This is a genomic window from Actinacidiphila acidipaludis, assembly GCF_019890725.1.
Lineage (GTDB): Bacteria > Actinomycetota > Actinomycetes > Streptomycetales > Streptomycetaceae > Actinacidiphila > Actinacidiphila acidipaludis.
Genome location: NZ_JAINZZ010000027.1, coordinates 1 through 25,400, shown reverse-complemented (window position 1 = coordinate 25,400; position 25,400 = coordinate 1). Strand labels below are relative to the sequence as shown.

The following is a 25,400-nucleotide window of genomic DNA, read 5'->3' as shown; positions in this document are numbered from 1 at the left end:
GCGGGAACGAGTGCCGGTACGGACGGGCACCGTGCGGAGGATGCGGCATGTACGGAGGGCCGGGGCGTCAGGCGGCCGTGGCGCCGCTCGCCGCCGTCACGGAAGCGGCGAGCGCCTCGTCGGTGTCGGCCGTGGCCAGCAGCGCGTTGATGTGCGCGCCCGCCAGGGCGCCGGCCGCCGCGGAGGCGCCGACCTGGGCGGTCAGGTCGGTGGCGTTGCCGGCCACCCACACGCCCGGCACGTCCGTCACACCGGCCATGCCGGAGGAGAAGCGGTTGCCCATGCCGCCGGGCAGGTCCTCCATCGGCAGTCGCAGGGCCTCCAGTCCCCGGGTGCGCGCCTGCATGCGGGTGGCGACCGCGAGGACCCGGCGCGCGACGAACTGTCCGTCGCTGAGCCGGACGCCCGCGATGCCGCCGTCGTCGCCGGCGACGACCTCCTCCACCGCGGCGTCGACGACGCGGATGCCGCGAGCGGCGAAGCGGGCTCGGGTGTCCTCGTCCAGGTCGGTGCCGCCCGCGAAGTAGACCAGGTCGTCGGTCAGCTGGCGGAACAGCAGGGCTTGGTGGACCGAGACCGGGCCCACCGCCAGGAGGCCGATCGGCTCGTCGCGCACCTCCCAGCCGTGGCAGTAGGGGCAGTGGACCACGCCGTGTCCCCAGTGCCGGGCCAGGCCGGGCACCTCGGGCAGCACGTCACGCAGCCCGGTGGCCACCAGCAGGCGGCGGGCCGTCAGCGTCCGGCCGCCGGCGAGGCCGACGGTGAAGCGCAGGTCGCCGTCCTCGGCGGGCGGCGCCGGGGCCGCGGAGACCACCTCGCCCGCGACGACCTGGCCGCCGTAGCGGCGCACCTCGTCCCGTCCCCGTGCCAGCAGCTCGGCCGGCGGGGTGCCGTCCAGGGCCAGCAGGCCGTGCACACCCTCGGCGGGCGCGTTGCGCGGGGTGCCGCTGTCGATGACGACGACGGAGCGGCGGGAGCGGGCGAGCATGAGCGCGCCGTTCAGTCCCGCGGCGCCGCCGCCGATCACCACGGCGTCGACGGTCCCGCCGGGCAGGGTGCCGGGCTCGTGGGCAGTGGGCGTCATGTCCTGGTCCTCCTCGTGGACGGCGAACCCGGCCGGTCCGGGCCGCCTGACCACGACGCTAGGCGGACCTTGCAGGAAAGGCATAGACTCTTGCCTATGACGCAAGACAATGACGACCTGGACAGCCTGGTGCGCAAACGCATCCGGGCGCTGCGGGTGGCCCAGGGGTTGTCACTGGAGGAGCTGGCCACCCGCGCCCGGCTCAGTCAGTCCACCCTGAGCCGCATCGAGAACGGGCAGCGGCGCCTGGCGCTGGACAGTCTCGTCACCCTCGCCCGGGCTCTGGACACCTCCCTCGACCAGCTCGTCGAGACGGCCACGGACGACGTCATCGCCAACCCGACGATCGACGCGGCCCACGGCTGGATGCGCTGGCCGGTCAAGGCGGATCCCGGGATGTCGGTCGTGCGTCAGCGGCTGACGGCCCCGCCGCCGGACAACCCGGCACGGCTGCGCGCGCACCCCGGACGCGAGTGGCTGGTCGTCCTCTCCGGCACCGCGATCCTGTTGCTCGGCCACCGCCGCTTCCGCGTCGAGACCAACCAGTCGGCCGAGTTCCCCACCATGCTGCCGCACGCCCTCGGCGCCGAGTCCGGGCCCTGCGAGGTGCTGGGCATCTTCGACCGGGACGCCCGCCGCGGCCATCAGCGCAGCGCGGCGTCGAGCGGCGACGCGGGTGAGGCCGGCGACGCCGGCTGAGCCCACCGCACGCCGAAGGGGCCCGCCCCGGACGAGGCGGACCCCCACGACATGAGGCTCAGCGGTGTGCCGCCGAGGAGTCCGTCAGCCGGACTGCCCCGCCGCGGCACCGGCCGCGATGAGCTTGCGGTTGATGTCCCGCACCGGGCCGGGCTCGACCTTCACGACCGCGCGGTCGTAGGTCACCAGGCCGTTCAACTCGCCCTCGACATCACTGATCTGCGTGTACACCGAGCCGGAGAGGCTGCCGGCGGCCCCGGGGAGCAGCTGGCTGGTGTTGGCGACGTAGTCCTGCGTCAGCTCCGCGATGGTCGAGGCGTCACCGCCGTAGTTCTGGCCGCCGGAGACGCCCAGGATGTGGCCGGGGATGTTCAGCGAGTACCCGCCGTGCTCACCGTCCACGGCCGCCCGTGTCGCGTCCGGGGACGGCGAGGCGGGTCCGTGGTACAGGTGGTAGTCGATCAGGTCACCGCGTCCCGAATCCCCCTTCGAGGCACAGCAGTTGACACCGGACGCCGGGTCGACCAGCCGGCTCGGGTCCTGCTGCTTGACCGCGTCCGCCAGCGCCCCGGTGGCCTCCTTGCTCTTCTCGCCCCAGCCCTCGTTGGTCATCGTCCAGATGACGATGGACGGGGTGCTGATGTGCTGGTCGACGATCTCGTGGACCTGGTCGGTGAACGCCTGGTCGCTCGCCGCGGTCGCGTTCCCGGCGGCGTTGCGACTCGGCATGTCCTGCCAGACCATCAGGCCGAGCTTGTCGGCCCAGTAGTACCAGCGCGCGGGTTCGACCTTGATGTGCTTGCGCACCGCGTTGAAGCCGAGCTCCTTGTGCAGCTCGAGGTCGGACTTCAGGGCCGCGTCGGTCGGGGCGGTGTAGATGCCGTCGGGCCAGAAGCCCTGGTCGAGCGTGGCCAGCACATAAGTGGGCTTGCCGTTCAGCTCGATCTTGTTGACTCCGCCGACCTTGCCGACCGAGATCGAGCGCATGCCGAAGTAGGAGCCGACCTCGTCGTGCCAGCGCCCCTGCCCCACCATGACCTTGAGGTCGTACAGGAAGGGGTGGTCCGGACTCCACAGCTCCGGATGCGGGATGGCCAGCCGCAGCTGGGTGCCGACGGTGCCGATGACGGTGCCCACGGGCTTGTGGTCCGCGTACGCGGTGGCCACCACCCGGGTCGAGGCGGGGGTGCCGGCCGACGGGCGCACGGTCACCGACAGGGACTGGTCGGGCACGTTGGGCGTGAGCACCAGGGAGTCGACGCTCGCCTCGGGCACCGGCTCCAGCCACACCGTCTGCCAGATGCCGGAGGTGGCCGTGTACCAGATGCCGCTCGGGCTGCGGGACTGCTTGCCGGTCGGCGTCTGGTCGTCGGTGGTGTCCTTGACCTTCAGCAGGACGGTCTGCGGACCGGTCGTGGTGACGGCGTCGGTCACGTCGGCGGTGAACGCCTCGTACCCGCCGACGTGGTGGGCGACCTGCTTGCCGTTGACGTAGACCCACGTCTCGTAGTCCACGGCCCCGAAGTTCAGGTGCAGCCGGTTGCCCGAGCCGATCCGCCAGTTGTCGGGCACGGTGAACGTGCGCTGGTAGAGCGACCAGTCGTGGTGCGCGGCGACGCCGGACAGCGGCGCCTCCATCGGGTAAGGCACCAGGATCTTGCCGCTCAGCTTGCCGTCGGGGAGCGGCGCGGTCTCGTCGGTGGCCTGGAACTGCCAGGTGCCGTTGAGGTTCTGCCACTTCTCACGGGTCAGCTGCGGCCGCGGGTAGTCGGGCAGGGCGTTGGAGGGGCTGACGTCCTTGGCCCACTTGGTGGCGAAGTACCAGGTGGAGTCGTTGGTCGCCAGTCCGGAGAAGAGCGGCACGGCACCGTTCGCCGTGGCCAGCCCGCCCAGGCCGTCGTAGCTGATCCGGACGTCGGAGTGGAGGGACGCCGGGATGTCGGAGGCGCCCGCCGTCAGCACGAGCTTCGAGGCGTCGGAGGGGTCGAGGGAGACCCCGGGGGACCAGCGGTTGGCGCCCGCGATGACCGCCAGGTGCTTGCCGAGGTCGGCCGGCAGCGCGGACACCTTACCGGGCAGCTGCACGGTCGCCGTCTTGCCGGACGCGGCGACCACGGCGTCGACGGGCGACGGCGTGTAGCCGGCGGGCAGGTGCAGCGCGGAGTCGGGGATCGCCTGCCGGGTGATGCCGGGGCCCGACCACTCCGTGCGGATGTACGCGCCGCCGTTGCCCTGGTTGTAGTCGTACGCCAGGGTGTGCAGGCCGGCGGTCAGCGTGATGGGCTGCGACGTCGTCTGCACGTCCCAGTCGGTCGTCCAGTGGTCGATCACGCTCGACCCGTCGAGCGACATCCGGAAGCCGTTGTCACCCTTGATGTAGAACGTGTAGGTGCCGCCGGCCGGGACGTCGAGCATGCCGGTCCAGTGCACGGCCACGTTCTCCGTGGAGCCCGCGTAGCTGCGCAGGGTCGGGAGCAGGTCGGGGACGTTCAGCGACGGCTCGACACCGGTGCTGCTGTACTGGGCGAAGTCCAGCGAGGTCGCGTTGGAACTCAGGTAGTAGTCGGCTCGCAGGCCCTGGGCCGTGGTGGCGGCCGCGGCGCTGTCGGACGGCGTCTGGACGGCGCCCGCCGCGGCCGGGGTCAGCAGGGCGGCGCCCAGCAACAGCGGTGCGAGGGCGGCCAGTCGGCGTCGGGTCGGCATACGGAATCTGCCTGGTCTCACTGCGGATACACCTCTCCGTGGGAGAACGCGGTGTGGGGGAAGACGGTGGAGCCGCGTGGCTCCACCATCTTTCCAACGTTAGAAATTTGGGGGTCGGGAAGCATGAAACCAGCAGGTTTCACCGGCGTCTACCCCCCTGTGCGAACTCTGTGACCGGCCCCCCTCGCAGGCGCCCGGAAGCCCACCATGAGGCCGGCAGGGTGTCGCCACGGTGAGTGACGTGCCGTCAACCGCCCCCGCGTCAGGTCATGCTGGCCGGTGGGAGGCGTGGAAGCCCTAAGACACCGCGCTTCGCGAGCTCGCGAACGAGTCCTGGAGCACCCGGTGTCCGCCGCCTTCCACCGGGCGACGAGCGGCACCGAGAGTGACCCCGAAGTGCCCTCCCAGGTGCCCCGGAGAGCCGAGACTTCTCTTCATCGTTGGAAAGAGAAGAGGTGGCTCGGAGCTCCTGCCTGCTCCGCCTGCCGTGGGGCCCGACAGGGGGCGCGGTCAGGGCTTGATGGTGAGGACGGCCCGGTTGCCCGTCCCCGCGGCGGCGGTGAACGTGAAGTGCTTGGACGCCGTGTCGTAGGCCACCGCTCCGACGCTGCCGCCCGACGCCGTGACGGACGGCTTGCGCGGGGCCCAGCCGTGCAGGGTCACCGGCCCCTCCCCCGCCGCGAAGGCGATGGTGGCGTGGACGCTGCCGTCGTCACTGAGGTGTTCGACCCGCTTGGCGCCGTGGGCGACGAACTTCCCGGCGTCACCGAGGAAGGCGATACCGGAGTCACCGACGGGCGCGACCACCCAGTACGTGCCGTCGCCGACGGTGGCGTTCACGGTGCCGCCCGGAGAGACCAGGGTGCCGGTGCCGCCGTAGTAGTCGTAGGCGTAGGCCCGCCCGTTCACACCCAGTTCGGTCAGGGTGAACGAGGCCTCCTGCGACATGCCGGTCGGCACGGAGCCCTGGGTGACGCCCAGCCAGTCGATGTTGCCGCCGCTGGCGCCGGTGGCGGTCGCGCGCACGGTGTTCGCCCCGGCGGACAGGGTGACGGTCAGGCCCACGACGCTCCACGACGTCCACCAGCCGGTGGAGGGGAACGACAGGCTGCGGGCCTCGCCGCCGTTCACCGTGACCGCGAGCGGCCGGTCGGTGAACGAGGCGTTGGCGTACCGGAACTGCAGGGTGTACGTGCCGGCGGCGGGCGCCTGCACGGTCCACTCGACGAAGTCGCCGTCGGCGTGCTGGTAGTCGGCGTAGCCGCTGCCCGTGTAGCCGGACTGGTCGTGGTTGACGACCGCCCCGGAGAGCTTCGCGCTCTCGGCCTGGTAGACCTGCTGCGGGGTGACGAACTGCCGGGCGTACGCGAAGACATAGCGGTAGGTCAGCCCCTGGTGGGCGACATGCGTGGCGGCGACCATGGCCGGCATCCTCCCGGCCCCCTCACCGACGTAGGTCGCGTCGGTGGGCACGACCGGCACGTCCGGCTTGACGATGATCCCGTCGGGGCGCACCGCCTGGAAGAGATGGCCCGCGTCGATCTTGCCCAGCGAGTCGCCGACGCCGACCGGTCCGGCCGAAAGCGTCGCCAGCAGCAGGTTGTTGAGCTCGCCGCTCATGAACACGTCCACCCACGGCCAGATCCCGAGCGAGCCCGCGAGCTGCGAGTCGTAGAGGAACATGTCCCACTTCGGCCGGTCGAAGCGGTCGTCGCTCACCCGGATCGTGGTGAGGTTGGCGTAGCGCGTGCTCTGCAGGTAGTCGCGGGGCAGCGCCATGCAGTACTGGAGGTCCAGGCCGTCGCCGGCGGCGTGGTGGGCCATGGTGTCGAAGAACGCGTCGGCGTCGGTGAGGTTCTCGGCGGGCTTGGCGTTGTTGCAGAGCCAGTCCTGCTCGTAGACGACCACTCCGGCGTCCCGTAGGTAGTCCATGCGGTTCTGCCAGAAGGCCGGGTCGATGACGACGTTGTTCGAGAACGTGTACTGGCCGTGGTAGGGGCTGGACTTGTCCATCCACCGGGCGTGGGTGACCAGCGGCATCGCCAACTGCTGCTGGAACGCCTTGAGTCCGTCGGGGAACAGCTCCTTGTCCGCCTCGTAGAGCGAGGTGCCGTCCGGCAGGTCGTTCCAGTCCCCGTTCGGGCCCTTGGGGTACCACCAGCTGTCGAGCTGCATGTAGCCCATCGGGATCTTCTGGGACGCCCACTCGTCGCGGACCGCCAGCAGGGTGCCGGTGTAGCCCTTGGACTGCTCGTACGCGTAGTAGTAGTCCGCACCGTTGTCGGTCCAGTAGCCGAGCGTACTGAGCACCACGCCCGCGTCGTTGGCCGGCAGCGGTTTGCCGGCGAGCCTGGTCAACGCGGTGCCCCACGCGCGATGGGCGGCGCCGACACCGGACTTGGTGGAGAGGATCGTCTGCCGGGTGTAGCCGGCCGGCAGGGTTCCGATCGAGCTGATCACTCCCGCCTTGATCGAGCCGTCGCCGCCCTGAGAGGTCTGGGCCTCCTGGAAGTGGTTCGCGGCCGACACGATGAAGGTGTCGCCCGCGTCGTCGAAGAACACCCAGGGGCTGTCCGACGCTCCGGCGAAGGTGTTGAACTGGAACCGCCCGAAGCAGTCGCTGTGGCTCAACTGGTGGGCGAGCCTCGGGTATCCGGTGAAGGTCGGGAACGGGTTGCCGTTGGCGCCCGCGTTGACGTACGTGTCGGTGAAGACGACCGAGGACGCTCCGTCGTAGACCCGGATGCCGCCCTTCCTGGCCCCGGACTGAAAGGTGAACGTGGTCTCGGTGTACGGGCCGAGCGGGTCCGATCCCTGTGTGGTCGCGATGGCGGTCGCCGCCGAGCCGAGCGAACCGCCGAAGGTCCATTTCAGGACGTTGGCGGTCACCTGCCAGGCACCGGACGGCTGCACGGTGGCCTTCAGGGCGCGCGGCCCGGTGGCACCGCCCGGCACGGCGGTGCTCGCGCTCGCCCGGCCCGCCGCGGCGGTCAGCGGCAGGACTAGGGCGGCGGACCCGAGACCGGCGACCCTGATGAAGTCGCGACGGTTGATTCCGGTCATGAGGTGCTCCTCGTCTCGTTGCGGCGCAGCGGAGCCGGCGCAGGCTCCGCTGACGTGTCGTGGAACGGCACACGACCCGGGGACGGAGAGCGTCGGGGTCGCGGCAGGAGGCGGTGCTCGTCACGGCGGTGCCGGAAATGCGCCGGGCAGAGGAGGGCGGTCGGCCGTGCGCGGCCGTGCCAGCCGGCGCACGAGGTGCCCTTCACCCAGCGAGGGGAGATGGGGCACAGTGTGCTGTCGTGTTTCTTTTGAGGTCAAGACTCAAGGCAAAGAAACAGTTCCCAACATCAGTCCCGCGCCGACAAGGCCCAGGCCGGGCGGTGTTCACGGTCCGTCAGAATTTTCAGCCAGGCCGCGCTGGTTCATCGACATGAACGCCGGGGGTGAGTGCGACGCGACGCGACGGCAGGCGCGATGACACTCCTGCGGGGTTGACCCTCCGTCACGCGGCGGTTAGCGTCGCATCCCGTCACGGTTCACAAGTCGGATCACTGTTCATCTACATGACCTGCTCGGCCCCGGGTGCCGGCGCGACGTGCCGGCACGTGCCGCCCGGGAGCGCATCCCTCACCTCCAGGGAGTCACGCATGCCGCGAACCACAGCACCAGCCTTCACCTGCCCGCCGCGTACCCCTGCGCGCCACGCGGGTTGGCCGCCGCCCGCAGCTCCCCGGTCGCCGGGTCGCGGGTGACGGTCGACAGACGTCCCAGCGTCCAGGGACCGGAAACCGTCACCGCGTGCCCGCGGCGCCGCAGCTCCGCGACGGCCTCGCCTCCGACGCGTTCCTCGACGACCAGACCGGCCGGCGTCCAGGTGCGCGGCCAGAAGGAACTCGGCACGGCGGTGGTGTGGAACGCCGGTGCGTCGATGGCCTCCTGGGGATCGAGACCGTGGACGAGGGTCCGGATGAGATAGAGCAGCTGCCACTGGTCCTGCTGGTCTCCCCCGGGCGTCCCGAGCGCGGCGACGGGCTGTCCGTCGCGCAGCAGCAACGTGGGGCTGAGCGTGGTACGCGGCCGCCGGCCGGGCGTCAGGTACGAGGGCGCCGCCGGATCCAGCCACGTCATCTGCAGCCGCGTGCCGAGGGCGAAGCCCAGGGACGGGATCGCCGGTGAGGACTGCAGCCAGCCGCCCGAAGGCGTGGCGGCGATGATGTTCCCCCAGCGGTCGACGACGTCGAGGTGACAGGTGTCGCCGCGGGTCTCCCCGTTCCGCGCCACGGTGGGTTCGCCGGCGCCCGCGGTCCCGCCGCCGGTGGCCGCCGCGTTCTCCTCGCCGTCCTCACCGTCCACGGTCAACGGCGGTACGAACGGCGTGATGCCGATGTCGCCCGGCCGGAGCCGCGTCGAGGCCTCGTCGGTGATGAGCGCGGCGCGGCGGGCGGCGTAGGCGGGATCGAGCAGACGCTCCAGGACGCTCGCCGCGCGGTCCGGCGGCAGGTGCCCGTAGTACGCCTCGCGGTCCGCCATCGCGAGCTTCATCGCCTCGGTGACGGTGTGGATGCCGAGCCCGGTCGACAGGTCGATCCGGCTGTCGCCGACATGGTCGAGGATGCCCAGGGTCTGGAGGAGCACCGGCCCCTGGGACCACAGGCCCGCCTTGGCCACGGTCACCCCGCGGAAGACGGCTGTGACCGCGGGCTCGGTCGCGGGCACGAAGTCCGCGAAGTCCTCCGCCGTGATGACCCCGGCGTGGTCGCACCCGCACGAGTGGCGGTGCGGCCGGGCGGCGAACTCCGCGGCCTGCTCGGCGACGAAGCCCCGGGTCCACGCGGTCCGGGCCGCTTCGACGCGGTCCGTCCGGGTCGTGCCGCCGGCCGCGGCGAGCCGCCGCAGGGTCGCCGCGTAGGCGGGGTTCGTCAGGGTCCCGTTCGGCTCCGGCACCTTGCCGCCCGGCATCCAGAGAGCGTAAGAGGTCGTCCAGTGCTCGCGGAACAGACCCTCCACCGCGGCGATGGTGCGCGCCAGTTGGGGAACCACCGGAAAGCCCCGCTCGGCGTAGTGAGCGGCGTAGGCGAGGACGTCGGCGACCTCCCACGTACCGTGACGGGCCAGCAGCCAGAGCCAGGAATCGACGGCGCCGGGCACGGCCGCGGCGAGAGCACCCGCCCCCGGCACGCGGTCCATGCCCTGGGCGCGCAGGTGCTCGACGGTCGCGCCGCGGGGCGCGTGGCCCTGGCCCGCCAGGACCCGCGGCGCGGGGTCCTCGGCGGTGGCGAACACCGCCACGAGGTCTCCTCCGGGCCCGTTCAGGTGCGGTTCGGCCACGTGCAGCACGAAGGCCGCGGCCACCGCGGCGTCGAAGGCGTTGCCGTCGCGTTCGAGGACGGACTGCGCCGTCGCGGTGGCCAGCCAGTGCGTGGCGGCGCTCATCCCGAACGAGCCGCGCAGCGTCGGACGGGTCCGCGGGAGAGCGGAGTCCGGCTGCGGCGAGGAGGTGCTCATGGTGTCTCTGCTCTCCTTCGGACGGACGGCGATCGTGGCCGGGCGGGGCGTACGCGAGGACCCGGGCGGGGCGTACGCGAGTATGCCGCCGCGGCCCGGCGGGGAACACAGCGGGACCGCCGGCGACCGGGCGCGGGCCACCCGGGCCGTCGGGCCGACCGCCCGCGGACCACGGCGCAGTTCGCGCAGGGGGGTTGACGCCGGTGAGGGGCGGTGCCAAGAATGACCCGCATCTGACAACGTTGTCGAGGAGGTGCCGGCCCCCGGCGCCCAGGTTGGAGCCACCGTGCACGACCCCGCAGCCCCGATGGGCCGCCGCCGCTTCGCCCAACTGGCAGGTCTCACCGCGCTGCTGGCCGCCGCGCCGGTGACGCTCGCGACCGCCTCGCCGGCCCGGGCGGCCGCCGCCGACGGCACACAGGCCGCGGGCATCGCCCCGTCCAGCACCCCGCCGGACCCGGTGGCCGCCGTCTACCACCAGGTGCTGCTGCGCCACACGCGATGGACCGAGACGCAGTGGAACGCCTCGGCCGGCCACTACACGGCCACCGACTTCGGCTTCGCGGTCGTGCTCGGGCACGCCCTGCTGCTGACCCGGGGCGGCTACGACGCCGACGTCGCCGGGATCGACGAGGCCACCCTGCGCTCGCGCACCCTGGCCACCATCAAGCACTTCGCCGCCTCCAACCGCCTGACGGGCGGCACCGAGTGGGGCAAGACGCTGTTCTTCGACACCACCTTCCAGCTCTACTTCGTACTGGCCGCCCGGCTGCTGTGGGACCAGCTCGACGCCGCGACTCAGGCCGACGTCGACACCATCGTCCGCGAACAGGCCGCCTACACCACCTCGTTGGGGTCCGGCAACGACCCGCTGTCGGGGAGCTGGACGCCGGACGGGCTGCGCGGCAACCACGTCGGCGACACCAAACTCGAGGAGATGGGCGTCTACGCCCAGTCCCTGGCGCCCGCGCTGGCCTGGGCGGCCGACGACCAGCGGTACTCCGCCTGGGACTCCTGGTACGGCACCTGGAGCCGCAACGAGACCGGCCTGCCCGCCGCCGATCTGGCCAACCCGGCGGTCGTGGACGGCGTCCCGGTCAGCGACAACACCGCGCAGAACCTCTACGACACGTTCATCGTGGAGAACCACGGCTCGTTCGGCCCGCACTACCAGTGCGAACTGTGGCGCACCTCCGGCCGCAACACCATCCACTTCCTGACCGCCGGCCGCCCGCTGCCCGAGGTACTGTCCGCCCAGCCCAACGCGGACCGGCTGTGGGCCTCCACGCTCGCGGTGATGAGCGACTCGGGCGAGCCGCTGATGCCCATGGTCAACGACCGTGAGCACCTGTACGGCCGCGACGTGATCCCCGTGGCGTTCCTCGCGCAGGTACTGGGCGACCGGGCCGCGGCGCGCGCCGAGGCCGCGCTCGCCGAGCGGCTGCCCGCCTACCAGGCGTACGCGCCGGCCGACCGGATCACGAAGTTCTCCGGGGAGCCGAAGTACGAGCCCGAGGCCCGTGCCGAAGTGGCCATCAGCTACCTGCTGCACGAGTGGCGGGCCGCCCAGCGCGAGAGCGTGACCGCGCTCACCGAGGAGGAGCTGTTCCGCCGTGCGGCGGGCGTCACCGACTTCGGCACCGGCCCCGGACTGGTCGCCCACCAGTCGCCGCGGGCCTGGGCGGGCGCGGTCACCAAGCCGGGCTTCGTGAAGTTCGCGTGGCAGCCGGCCCACGACGACTGGCTGTTCTCCCTCAGCGGCAGCACCCCGATGTTCCTGCCCGCCACTTCTGGCACGGTCACCTCCCGCACCGTCGCCACCTCCACCGAACTGCGCGACGGCCTCGACGCCAGCGCGGTGCTGCTCGCCCTGGACAACGGCTACGCGGGGTTCACGACGCTGCCCGGCGGCGAGGTCGTCTACGCCACCAGCGGCACGGCGGTCGGCGAGGGCCGGATCGAGGTGTTCAACCTGACCATGCCGGGCGTCGCCGGGCTGGCCGGCAGCCGCACCTACACCGCCGCGGAGGGCTCGGCCACCGTGGCGTCCGCCGACTCCGGCAACGCGGGACATCCCACGGCCGGGCCGCGCACCGACAACCTGACGTTCTCCCGCGGCACTTACCGCTATCTGCGGATGCTGGGGCGCCGCGGCCACCCCAAGTACGGGTACTCGCTCTACACGTTCGAGGTGCACGACGGCGCCTCCGGCCCGGACCTGGCCCGGGGGGCCGTGGTGGCCGCCTCGTCCGCGGACACCGGCAAGGGCGCGGCGCTGGCCGTGGACGGCAACGCCACCACGCGCTGGGCGGTCTCGGTCGCCGAGCGCACGCGTGCCGACAGCTGGCTGGAGGTGGATCTCGGGGCGCCGGCCGCGGTGGACCGAGTCACGCTGAGCTGGGAGACCGCCGCCGGTCAGGCCTACACCGTGCAGGGATCGGCCGACGGTTCGGACTGGACCGACCTGGTCGCCTATCCGCCGGCCGACCTCAGCAGCCGCGGCGGGTGGATCAGCGTCGACGGCCGGGCCGGGTTCGTCGTCCGTGGCGGCGCCAACCCCCTCGCGGTGTACGGCGACACGGTGATCCTGTCGGACGGGCCGGTCGCGCCGCTGCTGGTCGAGGGACTGCCGGACGGCTCACCGGCGGCGGTGGCGGCCGCGGCCGCGCGACCGGCTCCCGGGACCGGACACGACGCCGTGCGGGCCTCCACCGCAGGCGGCCACCTGAGCCTGTTCAACCTCTCGGCCGCGGCGGTCGCCACGGACGTCGACGTGCCGCAGGACACCCGCGAGGTGACCCTGTTCGCCGGCAGCCAGACGGTGACCGCGCGGGGCACCACGGTCAAGGCCGCGCTCGGCGCGGCGAGCGCGGCCGTGGTCCCGGCCCGTGCCGTGCTGCGCGGCCTGGACGGGCCGCTGCCCGCGGGGCTCAACGCCGAGGTACGCGACGCGGCGACCGTGGTGCTCAGCGGCCCCGACTGCCGGGTGGAGATCGCCGCCCCCGACGGCTGCACGGTCCACGTCACCCTGCGCGGCGGGCGGGCCCGGACGGCCACGCTGCCGGACGTGACGCCCTATCCGCTGGACGACCTGGCGCTGGGCCGGGTCACCTTCCCGACCTCGCCGCTGCCGGCCGGCATGTCCGACCCGGCAGCCGCGGTCGACGGCGACCCGGGCACGGCGTGGACGCCCGGTGAGCACGGCCGGATGGTCGTCGACCTGGGCGCGGCCGTGCCGCTCGGCGCCGTCACCGCTCGCTGGACCGGGGGCCGCACACCCGGCGCACGCGTCGAGACGAGCACGGACGGGCTGACGTACCAGCAGGCCGGGACGCTGTCCGTGCACGGCGACATCTCGTCGCTGACGCTGTCCGGACAGGCCCGGTACGTCGCCCTCGCGGTCACCGACGGCGGCACGCCGCGCGACGCACGGCTGGTGTCCCTGACGGTGACAGGCGCGCGGTGAGCGTGCGCGCCCGGATCTGAGAACCCGCCGCCGGCCGGGCCGTCCCCCCGGCCGGCGGTGTTCCCGGCCTCAGATGGAGCCGACGACCTTGCGCGGGGTCACGCGGACGACCACCCGCTCGGCGTCGTCCCCGGACGCCGGGTTGAAGTCCGCGTAGTCCTTCCCGGTGTACTTCAGCGACAGCCGGTTGATCAGCTCCTGCCCACCCTCCGTGGTGAGGGTGGCGGTGCCCCGGACCTCGGCGTAGTTGTAGGGGTCGTCCGCCGGGTTGATCATGATGTTCACCCGCGGGTCGCGCCGGAGGTTCTTCTCCTTGCGCCGGTCCACGGTCGTGGAGAACAGCAGGTCGTCGCCGTCCCGCAGCAGCCACACGACGGACTGCTGCGCGCTGCCGTCGGGCTGGACGGTGGCCACGACCGCGAAGACGCGGGTCTCGTCGACGAGCTTCCTCAGTGCTTCCGACAGTGCCATGGTTGCCCTTCCTCGTTCACCGGGGGTCGCGGTTCAGCGTACCCACGGTGATCCACGGCAAGGGTCCGCGACGCCGCTCAGCAGTCGGATCGCCGCAGGCGGGCGCCCCCGGTGGGCCCGTGCGTGATCCGCGCCACGACGGTTCGGGACGGGCAGCGGGCACTTCGGGCCACCGGCGACCACGCGGCCCGCCGTGGCTCGACGATGAAGCCAGAACCGTGGATTCCGCGTCGGTTCTCGCTGCTCGCAGCCTCCCGAGGAGCGCTGATGATGCCGCGGCCCGGCCGGCCCCGGCCAGGGCGGCTGGAGTGCTGCGGCTGTTCGCCGCCGTTTCGAAGGAGTTCCGTTGATGAAGACCGTCACCCACTGGATCGCAGGCAAGCCCTTCCCAGGGCTCCCGGCCGCTTCGGACGCCTCCCGCGCCTGGGGCCCGGTGACCGACCCCGCGACCGGAGAGGTCACGGCCCGGGTCGCGATGGCCGGTCCCGCCGAGGTCGACGCCGCGGTCGCCGCGGCGAAGCAGGCCTACGCCGGCTGGCGCGGGTCCTCCCTCGCGCAGCGGACGGCCGTCCTGTTCCGGTACCGCGCCTTGCTGGATGCCCGGCGGGACGAGATCGCCGCGCTGATCACCGCCGAGCAGGGAAAGGTGCACGCGGACGCGTTGGGCGAGGTGGCTCGTGGTCTGGAGATCGTCGAACTGGCCTGCGGGCTTGGTACGGCACTCCAGGGCGACATGTCCGCACAGGTGCCGGGCCAGGCCGACGTGGCGTCGATCCGGCAGCCACTCGGCGTGGTCGTCGGCATCTCGCCGTTCAACTTCCCGGCGATGATCAGCATGTGGATGTTCCCCATGGCGATCGCCTGCGGGAACACGTTCGTGCACAAGCCGAGCAGCAAGGCCCCGTCCGCCTCCGTGCTCCTCGCGGAACTCGCGGCCGAGGCGGGCGTGCCCGAGGGCGTGCTCAACATCGTGCAGGGTGACGAGGTGGCGGTGAACGCGCTGCTCGACCACCCGGACGTGGCGGCTGTGTCGTTCGTCGGCTCCACTCCGGTCGCCCGTCACGTCTACCGCCGGGCCTCAGCCGGCGGCAAGCGGGTCCAGGCCCTGGGCGGTGCGAAGAACCACATGCTGGTCATGCCCGACGCCGACCTCGACGCGGCCGCCGACGCCGCGGTGAGCGCCGCGTACGGCTCGGCGGGACAGCGTTGCATGGCGGTCTCCGTGGTGGTCGCGGTCGGTGAGGCCGGAGACGCCCTGGTGAGCCGGATCGCCGAGCGCGCCGTGAAGGTCACCGTCGGCCCGGGCGACGACCCGGCGTCCACGATGGGCCCCCTGGTCACGCGGGCGCACCGCGACGACGTCGCGGCGTATGTCGCGGGCGCGGCCGCCCAGGGAGCCGAAGTGGTCCTCGACGGCCGGGACTTCACCGTCGAGGGCCGGGAGAACGGGTTCTGGATGGGTGTCTCGCTCCTCGACAAGGTCAGCACGGACTCGGACGCCTACCAGAACGAGATCTTCGGCCCCGTGCTGTGCGTGGTCCGCGCGGAGAGCTACGACGAGGCCATCGGGCTCATCAACGCCTGCCGCTACGGCAACGCCAGTTCGATCTTCACCCGTGACGGCGGCACGGCCCGCAGGTTCCAGTGGGAGGTCGAGGCGGGGATGGTCGGTGTGAACGTGCCGATGCCGGTTCCGGTGGGGCACCACTCCTTCGGGGGCTGGAAGGACTCGGCCTTCGGTGACCACCGCATGTACGGAAGTGAAGCCGTGCACTTCTACACACAGGGCAAGGTCATCACGAGCAGCTGGCCCGACTCCCCCTCGCCGCGCTGACCGCGGACCGGTCCGGACCGGCTCGCAGGCCGCGGATGGGCACGCCGGCGCCTCACGGCCGGCACTGGGCGGCGGCGTGCTCCGGGGAGACCGGACGGGTGCGGGCCAGCAGGAGGGCGATGTCGTCCTGGCCGCTCACCGTGCCGGGGCCCCGATCGGGACCGGCGACGAGCGACGGCGCCGCGTCCCGCCAGGCCTGCGGTGTCATGAAGCTGATCACGTGCGAGGAGAACGCGTCGAGCGAGGTGCTGGGCCCGCGCAGCGCGGCGCGCAGCCGCTCCATCCCGGCGTCGAGGTCGGCGTCGCGCGTCTCGATCAGGCCGTCCGTGTACAGGGCGATGATGCTGCCCGCGGGCACCGGGACGGTCAGCGAGTCGTAGGACATGGCCCCCACGCCGATGGGCGGCCCGGTGGGCACGTCGGGGAAGACCACGTCGCCGTCCGGGCGGACGAGGGCCGGCAGCGGGTGCCCGGCCGACGCGATCGCGCAGCGGCATTCGACCGGGTCGTAGACCACGTACGCGCAGGTGCAGGCCATCACCCGGCCCAGGGCGTCGTTCCCGGAGCTGCGGTCGTTCATCAGGCCGGCCCTGCGGTCGAGGCGGGCGAGGACCTCCTCGGGCGGCAGGTCGAGGTCGGCGAGTGTGGCGGTGACCGTGCGCAACTGGCCCATCAGCGCTGCGGCGTTGATGCCGTGGCCCACGACGTCGCCGATGACGAGGCCGACCCGGGCGTCCGGCAGCGGCACCACGTCGAACCAGTCGCCGCCGACGCCCTCGTGGATGTCGGAGGGCAGGTAGCGCGAGGACAGTTCGACGCCCGGGCCGCCGCTCAGCTTCCCCGGCAGCAGGTCGCGCTGGAGGGCCAGGGCGGCGGTGTGCTCGCGGGTGTAGCGGCGGGCGTTGTCCAGACTGAGCGCGGCCCGGCCCACGAGCTCCTCGAACAGCATCCGGTCGTCGCGGGTGAACGGCGCGCGGTTGTCGTGCCGGACGAAGATGGCCTCGCCGAGGATGGTCCCGCTCGCGCGGATGGGGACGATGACCAGCGAGTGGATCCCGAGCTGTGCGATCCGCTCGGCGCGTCGCGGGTCCTGGTCGAGCCAGGTACCCGGCGAGGTGTCCAGAACAGGTTCGAAGTGCGTCCGGCCCGAGTACAGCGCCCGGGTGAAGGGCGACGAGGGCGGGACGAACACCGGGTCGCCGATGCTCCAGATGGCCTCCGGCATGCCGTTCCTGCTGGAGGCGGCCCCGGCCCGGCGGAAGATGGGCAGGCTGTCCGGGGAGGTCTGCAACCGCTCCAGCGGCGGCTCGTGGCCGAAGGGGACGGATTCGGCCAGGTCCACCGTCGCGTAGTCCGCCAGCAGCGGGACCACGGCGTCGGCCAGTTCCTGCGCGGTCCGGCCGACGTCGAGGGTGGTGCCGACCCGGCCGCCCATCTCGGCGAGCGCCAGCAGGTGCTGGCGGACCCGCGACGTCTCGATGTCGGTGCTCATCGTGCAGACCCCGAGCGGACGGCCGTCCGGGCCCTCGATGCGGAAGTAGGAGGCGGTCAGGCGGCGTTCGTGGTCCTCGCCGGGCACCTGCCAGGTGTACTCCCGCTCGATCACCGGCCGGCCGGTCTCCAGCACCTGCCGCATCGCTCCGGTGATCCCGGGCCCCGCCGTGCCGAGCGGCAGCTCGGTCACCAACTGGCCCAGCCGGCGCCGGCCGAGGGTGCCGTCCAGCCGGGCGGCGGCGCTGTTGAGCCAGATGCAGCGCAGATCGGTGTCCCAGATCGACAGCGCCACGGGCGACCGGGCCAGCAGCGCGGCGGCCACGGGGACGCCGGCCGGCGGCCACGCGGAGACGCCGGAGGGGTCGACGGCGGTCACGAACCAGTAGCCGCTGTGGTCGCCGGACATCGGCGACGTCTCGATGTCCGCCTTGACGGTCGTGCCGTCCTTGGCCCGCAGGCACACGGTGCCGCACCAGCGGCGGCCGGCGCGCGCCAGCCGGGACCACCGGGCCACGGGGCCGGCCGCGTCCTCGTCGGCCATCAGCATCGCGACAGACCGGCCGACCACCTCGTCCGCGCGGTGGCCGAGCATCCGTTCGGACATCTGGGTCCAGCCCACGAGCACGCCCCGCTCGTCCACCACCGCGGCCGCCGGGCCCGCCGGCCGCTCGCCGTCCCACGCGGGCCGGCCGGAGGGCACAGCCGTGCGGGGCCGCCCTGTGGGCGCGGACCGGGAACGCCTGCTCTGTGCCTCCATGCCTCCACTCCCCTGGGCCGGGCGGCCGGCCCGCTCCCCGAGCGGACCTCCCCGAGCGGACGAGAACGCCTGCCAGGCCGTGAACGCCATCGGCGATTGCGTCGCCGGCCTGTATCGGGCGTTCTCTTGTGTCGAGAATAACCCGAATAGTCCGTTCTTCGTCTCTGATACCCCCGGGGTATCAGAGACGACGGAAGAGGTCTTGGACGGGGGTCCCGCGGGCGGCGCACGCTGTCAGGCGAGGGCACCGGACGGCGCCCGGTCATCGACGAAGGACAGGAGCCACACGATGAAGATCTTCCTCACCGGCGGTTCGGGATACATCGGCAAGGCCACGATCGGCGCGCTGGTCCGGCACGGACACTCCGTCGAGGCGCTGGTACGCAGCGACCGCTCCGCCGGGACGGTCGCGGCCAGCGGCGCGACACCCGTGCACGGCGGGCTGGGAGACCTGGCCGTCCTGAACGCCGCGGCGGCCCGCGCGGAGGCGGTGGTACACCTCGCGCAGGCCGAGACCGGCGACGAGGACCTCGCGGCCGCCACCGCTATGCAGGACGGGATCGGCAGCGGCACCTACGTGCACACCGGCGGCACCTGGGTCTACGGCGACACCCAGGGGGTCGTGGACGAGACCGCCCCGTGGAACCCGCCGCCGGTGGTGGCATGGCGCAGGCCCGTCGAGGACGCGGTCCTGGGGCGGGCGGACCAGGGCGGGCGGCCCGTGATCGTGCGGCCCGGCCTGCTCTACGGCGGCGAGAACCGGCTGATCGACCTGTTCTACACACGGCCCGGCCAGGAGGCTGGCGCCATCGCGTACATCGGGGACGGCGCCAACCACTGGGCGCTGGTCCATGTCGACGACATCGCGGAACTGTACGCCGCCGCCCTCCGGGCGAAGCCGGGTTCGGTCTACGCGGGCGTGGGCGGCGTGAACCCCACCGCCAAGGAGTGCTCGCTGGCCGTCGCCAGGTCCGTGGGGCTCGACGGCAGCGTCGCGTCCATCACGCTGGAGGAGGCCCGGGAACGGATGGGGCCGGTGGCCGACGCCTTCGCCCTGGACCAGCAGGTCACGCCGGCGCGTGCGGTCGCGGAGCTGGGCTGGAAGCCCGCGCACACCGACCCGCTGGCCGTGCTCGCCGGGCGCGGCTGACCGGCGGAGCGGGGGCGGGCAACTGCCGGGTCGTGGCCGGTACCGGGCGCGGCGGGCGACAATGGGCGGACGGGGCGCCGTCCCGGGAAGGTGGGCGGGTGAGTCCGGGTGGACCTTGATCTGCGCAAGCTCCGCTACTTCGTCGCGGTGGCCGAGGAGATGCACTTCGGCCGCGCCGCCGAGCGGCTGCACATCGCCCAGCCCGTGCTGTCCCGGCAGATCCGGAGCCTGGAGGAGGACCTGGGGGCGGCGGTCTTCGACCGCGATCGCCGGGGCACTCTGCTCACCCCCGCCGGGGAGCAACTGCTGGAGGACGCCGTCCCGTTGCTCGCCTCGGCCCAGGCACTGACCCGGCGGGTGACGGCCGCCGCCCGGGCCGCCCCGACGCTGACGATCGGCTTCATGCCGGGCATCACCCTCACGCCGGCGACACTCGCCTTCGCCGAACGCCATCCGGGCGTCGAGGTCCGCCTCCTGCGGACGACCTGGAACGACCAGGTGACGGTGCTGCTGGACGGCCGCGCGGACGTCGGCGTCGTGCGGCTCCCGATCGACCCACGGGGCCTGCGGGTCCGCCCGCTCTTCCGGGAACCGCGGGTGGTGATGCTGCCGGCCGGCCACCGCCTGGCGAGCCGGGAGTCGGTCACCGTGGGAGAACTCGCCGCCGAGCACCTGCTCCAGGATCCCGACGCCGTACCCGAGTGGCGGGACGTGGCCCTGGAACTGCGCGGCCGGCAGCGGCCCGAGGTACGGGTGATCCACCAGGTGGAGGAGAAGCTGGAGTTGGTGGCCTCGGGGGCGGGCATCTGCGTGCTCCCGCTCTCCACGGCCGCCTTCTACACCCGTCCCGACGTGATCCCGCTGCCCGTGGAGGGCCTCGGCCCCAATGAGGTGGCGCTGGCCTGGGCCGCGTCACGCCGCTCCCCACTGGTCCACGACTTCGCCGAGGCGGCGGCCGAAACCCTGGGGCGGGAGGGCGGCTGACGCCCCGTCGGGCCGTGTGACGCACGGGAGGCCCGGGGCCCGTGGGGGCGGCATTGACAGCGTGTCGGCGCCCTCCGCATCATGTGCGCGGCACACATTGCGGGACCGGACGGACGCGTGCTCCGTCGCGCCGGTCCGCCCGGGCCGCTCAGCGGACGCCGACCGTCTGACGCTCGGGCTCGATGACCGCGACGACGCGCTCCTCGTCGCGCGCATAGGGCCGGCCGATGTACTTGGCGGCGAGCCGGTCGACGATCGTCCAGGCCTCGTCCCCCTCCAGCCACTCGACGACGTGGCCGCGGATGGCGACGGGCTGGAACGGGTTGTCGGCCGGCGCCACGGACAGTGCCACCCGCGGGTCGCGCCGCAGGTTGCGGGCCTTGCGGGAAGCGGGGCCGGTAATGATCACGACGTGGTCGCCGTGCGTCCCGACCCAGACGGGCACGGAGTGCGGAGCGCCGTCGGGCAGCACGCTGGCGAGGTGGGCGATCGAGGTGCCGTCGAGGACGCGGCGGACTTCGGGGTCGAGCATGGCGGTCAGCTCCTGGTGGCGTGGGACGGGTGGGGTGCGGAGGGCGGTGCGGTCGGGCGGCGCGGTCGGGCGGGAGAGCCGCGGAGGCCCCGCCGGGGGGCCGGTCAGCGCTCGACCGCGTAACGGAGGTGGGTGACGCCCGGCGCCGGGACGGCCTCGACCAGGCGGAGGCGCACCTGCTCGGGCAGTTCCCGGAAGAAGGGGCGGCCGCCTCCGAGCAGGACCGGCACCTGATGCAGGATCACCTCGTCGACGAGCCCGGCCTTCAGTGCCTCCGTGACGACACCGCCGCCCATCAGGCCGACGTCCTTGCCCCCGGCGGCCTTCGCGGCCTCGACCGCCGCCGCGACGGCGTCCTCGATGCCCGAGGTGACGAGGGTCTGCCGGTCGCTCACCTCCGGCGCCGGGCGCCGGCTGAGGACGAACAGCCTGGCTGTCGGGTGGGGGCCGCCGCCTCCGAAGCGGTCGGAGTCCACGTAGGTGTTGCGGCCGGCGACGATCGCGCCGACACGGCCGGCCAGGTCGTCGAAGACCCGTGCACTGGGCTCGCTGAGCCGGAAGCCGTCGAACGTCCCGCTGGGCGTGTCACCGTCGAAGTACCAGTCGAACAGCATCGTGCCGTCGCCGAGCCCACGCCCCGCGCCGGGCTCGCGGCCGGTGATGTACCCGTCGACCGACACGGCGTGGGCGCCGAACACCTTGGTCATCGTCCGCTCCTCTTCCGACCCTCTTCTGGGTTTCTTCAAGAGACTCCAGGACCTTAGCAGTTGACGTTCCTTCAGGGAACCCCAACGGTTAGAATCCCCCCATGCAGCGGACGGACTTCAGCAAGATGGCCTGCTCGATCGCGCGCACCCTCGACGTCATCGGGGAACCCTGGTCGCCGCTGGTCCTGCGGGACGTGTGGGTGGGGCTCACCCGGTTCGAGCAGCTCCAGGCCGACCTCGGGATCTCCCGCAAGGTGCTCACCGAGCGGCTGAACCACCTGGTCGAACACGATGTGCTCGAACGCCGTCCCTACGACCGGCGGCCCCGCTACGAGTACCTGCTGACCGAGAAGGGCGCCGAACTCGTGGACCTGCTCATGGTCATGGCCGACTGGGGCGACAAGTGGCTCGCCGGTGAGGCCGGTCCGCCCGTCCTCTACCGGCACCACGCCTGCGGCGAGGTCAGCCGCGTCGATCTGCGCTGCGCGCACTGCGGGGAGCCGATGCACGCCGGTGACGTCGATCCGCTGCCCGGGCCCGGCGCCGCGGTCTGACGTCCTGACGTCCGAGGTCCGCCCGCGGTGGTTCGCGAGATGCGGGAGACCGCAGGCGGCAGAGCGGGAAAAGCGTTCACCCGGTCGGTGTGCGCCGGGAGCCGGGCGAGGGGGTACCAGGTCCCTGTGACCTTCGATCGCCACCGCTCGCCCGCCGCCGCCTCGGCCCGCTGATCCGCGCCGCCGGAACACCCGCCGTCGCCGCGGCGGACTCCGCCTCCGACACAGAAACGGCACACTCCTCGCCATGCAGAAGTTCTCCCTGGACGCCCGCGTCCGCGAACACCTCGAACGCGCCGCGTCGGCGGCCACCGGCCGCAGCGCCGAGACCATCTACGGCGGCCATGAGCACGTCCTGCGACAGACCCTCATCGCCCTGCGGTCGGGCACCGCACTGTCCGAGCACGAGAACCCGGGCGAGGCGACCGTGCTGGTGCTGCGCGGGCGCGTGCGGCTGCACAGCGGCGACGACGCGTGGGAGGGCATGGCCGGGGACCTGCTCGCCGTGCCGCCGGCCCGGCACAGTCTCGAAGCGCTCGAGGACGCCGCGATCCTGCTGACGGTGGCCATGACCGGCTGACCGGCCGGGGTCTGTCAGCCGGGCGCCCGGCAGTCCCCGCCGGGGTGAAGCGGCGCGCGGTCGCTGGCGATCGGGCTGCCGCGAGGACATAATCCCCTGGTGACAGCCGCCGCAGACCGCGCCTTGCCGGTCGTCGCTCCGCAGGGCGATTTCGACATGCAGATCGCCCCTTCCCTCAGCATGGAACTGCTCACGGCGGCGGACGGGGTGGGCGGGGTGGTCCTGGACGCCAGCGGTATCACCTTCGCCGACTCCGCCGTCCTGCACGCCCTGGTCGAGACGCACGAACGGACCGATCTGCGGATCGCCGCCGTCCCGGCGCACCTGCGCCGGGTGCTGTCCGTCACCGGCCTGGAGACGGTGTTCCATCTGTACCCGACGCTCGAGGCGGCACTCGCCGACACCCGGAGCTGAGACGGCCCTGGCCGTGGCCGGTCAGGTGGACGTCACCGGGCGGACGGTCGCCAGCTCGGTGAGACCGGAGACGGTCAGGACGCGGGACAGCCGGGGCGCGACGAGGACCTCCAGCCGATCGGCGTGGGCGAACAGCACGTTGAGCCCCGCGCTGTCGATGTACTCGACGGCGGTCAGGTCCAGCAGCAGCCGGCCCGACATGGCGGCCAGCGCCTCGGCGAGCCGGTAGCCGTTGCTCATGTCGATCTCGCCGCTGACGGCGAGCCGCTGGGTGCCGTCGGCGCGCCGGTCTGAGGTGATGGTGAGTGGCGTGGTCATCAGGCGATCCTCGTGTGCATGTCGACGGTGGTGCCGCCGGGGCCGGAGCTGACGGTGACGTGCTCCATCAGGGCGCGCATCAGGATGATGCCGCGGCCACGGTGTCCGCTGGGCCTGGGTTGCGGGGGCTGCCACCGGCCGGTGTCGGTGACGGTGAGGCGCAGGGTGTGGGCGAAGGTCTCGGCGCGCAGGACGACGGTGCCGTCCGGGCGGTCGCGGTGGCCGTGCTCGATGGCGTTGGCACAGGCCTCCCCGGCGGCGACCAGGACGTTCTGCACGGTGTCCCGCGGGAGTTCGCACTGGCCGAGCCATCCGCGCAACGCCTTGCGGACGGGAGCGAGCTGGGAGGAGTCGGCCGGGAAGGCCACCTCCAGCGGCCCGGGGTGCCGGTAGACCAGCAGCGCCACGTCGTCGTCGTACCCGCCGGGCGGCGCCAGCTCCGTCATGATCCGGGTGGCCAGCTCTTCGAGACCCGCGCCACTGCCGTGCTGAACCGCCCGGACGGCCTGCTCGATGCCCTCGTCCAGGCTCCGGCGCCGCCGTTCGACGAGACCGTCGGTGTAGACCAGCAGGGTCGCCCGCGCCGGCAGCACGCACTCGGCCTGCGGGCGTGTCCGGCCGGGACGTATGGCGAGCGGAAGGGAGCGCCCTTCCTCCAGCAGGTCGGCGGTGCCGTCGGGCCGGGCCAGGATGGCCGGTGGGTGCCCGGCGCTGGAGTACGACAGCACTCCCCTCTCCTGGTCGAGGACGCCGCAGAACACGGTGGTGCACAGGGCGCGCGGGACGGTGACGGCGAAGCGGTCCAGTGCCATCAGCACCGCGGCGGGGCTGGAGTCCTGGAGCAGCAGCGCGCGGCAGGCGCTGCGCAACTGGCCCATGACGGTGGCGGATTCGAGGCCGTGGCCGACGCAGTCGCCGACGACGACGCCGATGCGGCCGTCGGACAGCGGGATGATGTCGTACCAGTCGCCCCCCACCTCCAGCGGCGGGGTGGCGGGCTCGTAGCGGACGGCGAACCCTTCGGGGAACGTCGTCGGGCCGAGGATGGCGCGCTGCAGGGCGAGCGCGGTCTCGCGCTGCTGGTCGATCTGGTGCGCGCGGATGAGGCCCTGCGCGAGGTGGCCGGCCAGCAGCGACAGCAGCACCTGGTCCTCCTCGGTGAAGGGCCGGTGCTCGCCGAGGTCGATCCACAGCACCGCCGGTCCGTGCGGGTGCTCGATGGCCATCCCGGCACCGGCCGCGTGGGGCACCGCGACCAGCAGCGGCCGCTCACGGACGTCGATGATCGCCTGCTGCTGCCCGGGCGGCAGCGCCTTCCAGCCGGAGGCGTCGGTAGCGGTCACGGTGGGCGTCGCGCCCCCCTCGAAGACGGCGGCGAGGACCCGTTCGGCGCGCCACAGGTCCTTCAATTCGTGCAGCGCGCCGGCCAGGGCGTCGGCAAGGCTCGTCGCCCGCGACACCGTCGTGCTCAGGGAGCCCAGGGCGCTCTCGCGCTGGACGGCGTGGTGCTCGGCGGTGACGTCGCGGAAGGTGCCGACGGTGACGCGGCGTCCGGAGTCGGGGTCCTGGGCGTGCGCGAGGTTGGCCGACACCCACAGCCGGCGGCCGTCGCGGTGGCGCACGGGGACGGTGCAGGAGCCGCGCGCCGCCTTCATGAGCCCGTCGAAGGCGTCGCGGGCCTGCCGGTGCGCGTCGGGCTCCGTCGCCGCGTCCGGCCACCAGGGGTGCGGCCGCCGGTACGGGAGCTCCTCGGCGCCATAGCCGAGCATGGTGGTGAAGGCGGCGTTGATCTCGGTGACCGCGCCGTCCTCGTCGCAGACGAAGAAGGACTCCTGCAGGGAGTCGACGAGCGCGCTGCGCCACCTCGCGTGGTGCGTGCGCAGGCTGACCAGTTTCACGTTGGCCTCGACGCGGGCCAGGAGTTCGGCGGCCGCGAAGGGCTTGACGAGGTAGTCGTCGGCGCCGGACTGCAGGCCCTCGATGGAGGCCTGCTGTCCGGCCCGGGCGGACAGCAGCAGCACGGGCAGCAGGGCGGTGCGGGCGTCCGCGCGCAGCTCGGCCACCAGCTCCAGCCCGTTGAGCCCGGGCATCATGACATCGCTGACGATCAGGTCCGGCGCGTCCCGGCGTACCGCTTCCAGGGCC

18 protein-coding genes are annotated in these 25,400 nt (G+C 72.9%); 8 read left to right on the top strand and 10 right to left on the bottom strand.

The window, feature by feature from the left end; all coding sequences use genetic code 11:
* Positions 1–67: 67 nt before the first annotated feature.
* Positions 68–1,084: an NAD(P)/FAD-dependent oxidoreductase gene (locus K7862_RS21040; RefSeq protein ID WP_222964800.1), complete on the bottom strand. Its 1,017-nt coding sequence runs from the start codon at positions 1,082–1,084 to the stop codon at positions 68–70.
* Between the two features lie 96 nt (positions 1,085–1,180).
* Here K7862_RS21040 and K7862_RS21035 point away from each other — a divergent pair, with 96 nt between their 5' ends.
* Positions 1,181–1,783 carry a helix-turn-helix domain-containing protein gene (locus K7862_RS21035; RefSeq protein WP_222964798.1) on the top strand — a complete coding sequence of 201 codons (603 nt, stop codon included), beginning with the start codon at positions 1,181–1,183 and terminating at the stop codon, positions 1,781–1,783.
* An 84-nt stretch (positions 1,784–1,867) separates the two neighbouring features.
* On the opposite strand, the gene K7862_RS21030 is transcribed toward K7862_RS21035, so the two are convergent.
* The 3 genes from K7862_RS21030 to K7862_RS21020 form a co-directional block, all read right to left on the bottom strand.
* On the bottom strand, positions 1,868–4,486 hold the full coding sequence (locus K7862_RS21030) for a PA14 domain-containing protein (RefSeq protein WP_262413540.1): 2,619 nt from the start codon (positions 4,484–4,486) through the stop codon (positions 1,868–1,870).
* 510 nt (positions 4,487–4,996) lie between these two features.
* Positions 4,997–7,549 carry a CBM35 domain-containing protein gene (locus K7862_RS21025; RefSeq protein WP_222964794.1) on the bottom strand — a complete coding sequence of 851 codons (2,553 nt, stop codon included), beginning with the start codon at positions 7,547–7,549 and terminating at the stop codon, positions 4,997–4,999.
* Positions 7,550–8,161: 612 nt separating this feature from the next.
* Positions 8,162–9,994, bottom strand: coding sequence for a gamma-glutamyltransferase family protein (locus tag K7862_RS21020; RefSeq protein WP_262413539.1), 1,833 nt, complete (start codon positions 9,992–9,994; stop codon positions 8,162–8,164).
* 307 nt (positions 9,995–10,301) lie between these two features.
* On the opposite strand from K7862_RS21020, the gene K7862_RS21015 reads away from it, so the two are divergent.
* Entirely contained in the window at positions 10,302–13,460 is a 3,159-nt protein-coding gene (locus tag K7862_RS21015) for a discoidin domain-containing protein (RefSeq protein ID WP_222964904.1), read from the top strand.
* Positions 13,461–13,529: 69 nt separating this feature from the next.
* Here the strand turns inward: K7862_RS21015 and K7862_RS21010 are convergent, their stop codons facing one another.
* A complete protein-coding gene (locus K7862_RS21010) occupies positions 13,530–13,931 on the bottom strand; it encodes a PPOX class F420-dependent oxidoreductase (RefSeq protein ID WP_222964792.1) in 402 nt (133 codons plus the stop codon).
* Positions 13,932–14,280: 349 nt separating this feature from the next.
* Between K7862_RS21010 and K7862_RS21005 the strand changes: the two genes are divergently transcribed.
* The gene (locus K7862_RS21005; RefSeq protein WP_222964790.1) at positions 14,281–15,765 is read left to right on the top strand and encodes a CoA-acylating methylmalonate-semialdehyde dehydrogenase; all 1,485 of its coding nucleotides are present in this window, start codon (positions 14,281–14,283) and stop codon (positions 15,763–15,765) included.
* A gap of 52 nt (positions 15,766–15,817) precedes the next feature.
* Here the strand turns inward: K7862_RS21005 and K7862_RS21000 are convergent, their stop codons facing one another.
* The gene (locus K7862_RS21000; protein WP_222964788.1) at positions 15,818–18,016 is read right to left on the bottom strand and encodes a SpoIIE family protein phosphatase; all 2,199 of its coding nucleotides are present in this window, start codon (positions 18,014–18,016) and stop codon (positions 15,818–15,820) included.
* Positions 18,017–18,305: 289 nt separating this feature from the next.
* On the opposite strand from K7862_RS21000, the gene K7862_RS20995 reads away from it, so the two are divergent.
* Together K7862_RS20995 and K7862_RS20990 are read left to right on the top strand one after the other, a co-directional pair.
* Positions 18,306–19,166, top strand: a complete 861-nt coding sequence (locus K7862_RS20995; protein ID WP_222964786.1) for an NAD-dependent epimerase/dehydratase family protein — start codon at positions 18,306–18,308, stop codon at positions 19,164–19,166.
* 108 nt (positions 19,167–19,274) lie between these two features.
* A complete protein-coding gene (locus K7862_RS20990) occupies positions 19,275–20,150 on the top strand; it encodes a LysR family transcriptional regulator (RefSeq protein WP_222964784.1) in 876 nt (291 codons plus the stop codon).
* A gap of 148 nt (positions 20,151–20,298) precedes the next feature.
* Here K7862_RS20990 and K7862_RS20985 read toward each other — a convergent pair whose 3' ends face one another.
* Positions 20,299–20,682, bottom strand: a complete 384-nt coding sequence (locus tag K7862_RS20985; RefSeq protein WP_222964782.1) for a PPOX class F420-dependent oxidoreductase — start codon at positions 20,680–20,682, stop codon at positions 20,299–20,301.
* A gap of 104 nt (positions 20,683–20,786) precedes the next feature.
* Positions 20,787–21,389 (bottom strand): dihydrofolate reductase family protein, encoded by a 603-nt coding sequence (locus tag K7862_RS20980; protein WP_222964780.1) that lies wholly within the window; start codon positions 21,387–21,389, stop codon positions 20,787–20,789.
* A gap of 101 nt (positions 21,390–21,490) precedes the next feature.
* Between K7862_RS20980 and K7862_RS20975 the strand changes: the two genes are divergently transcribed.
* From K7862_RS20975 to K7862_RS20965, 3 genes are all read left to right on the top strand, one after another.
* Positions 21,491–21,943 carry a winged helix-turn-helix transcriptional regulator gene (locus tag K7862_RS20975; RefSeq protein ID WP_222964778.1) on the top strand — a complete coding sequence of 151 codons (453 nt, stop codon included), beginning with the start codon at positions 21,491–21,493 and terminating at the stop codon, positions 21,941–21,943.
* Positions 21,944–22,190: 247 nt separating this feature from the next.
* The gene (locus K7862_RS20970) at positions 22,191–22,523 is read left to right on the top strand and encodes a cupin domain-containing protein (RefSeq protein ID WP_222964776.1); all 333 of its coding nucleotides are present in this window, start codon (positions 22,191–22,193) and stop codon (positions 22,521–22,523) included.
* A gap of 99 nt (positions 22,524–22,622) precedes the next feature.
* Positions 22,623–22,937, top strand: a complete 315-nt coding sequence (locus K7862_RS20965) for an STAS domain-containing protein (protein ID WP_308012096.1) — start codon at positions 22,623–22,625, stop codon at positions 22,935–22,937.
* 21 nt (positions 22,938–22,958) lie between these two features.
* On the opposite strand, the gene K7862_RS20960 is transcribed toward K7862_RS20965, so the two are convergent.
* Positions 22,959–23,255, bottom strand: coding sequence for an STAS domain-containing protein (locus K7862_RS20960; RefSeq protein ID WP_222964775.1), 297 nt, complete (start codon positions 23,253–23,255; stop codon positions 22,959–22,961).
* Positions 23,255–25,400, bottom strand: a 2,146-nt coding sequence (locus tag K7862_RS20955) for a SpoIIE family protein phosphatase (protein WP_222964773.1), incomplete at its 5' end; no start/stop codon positions are given. The genes K7862_RS20955 and K7862_RS20960, both read right to left, overlap by 1 nt.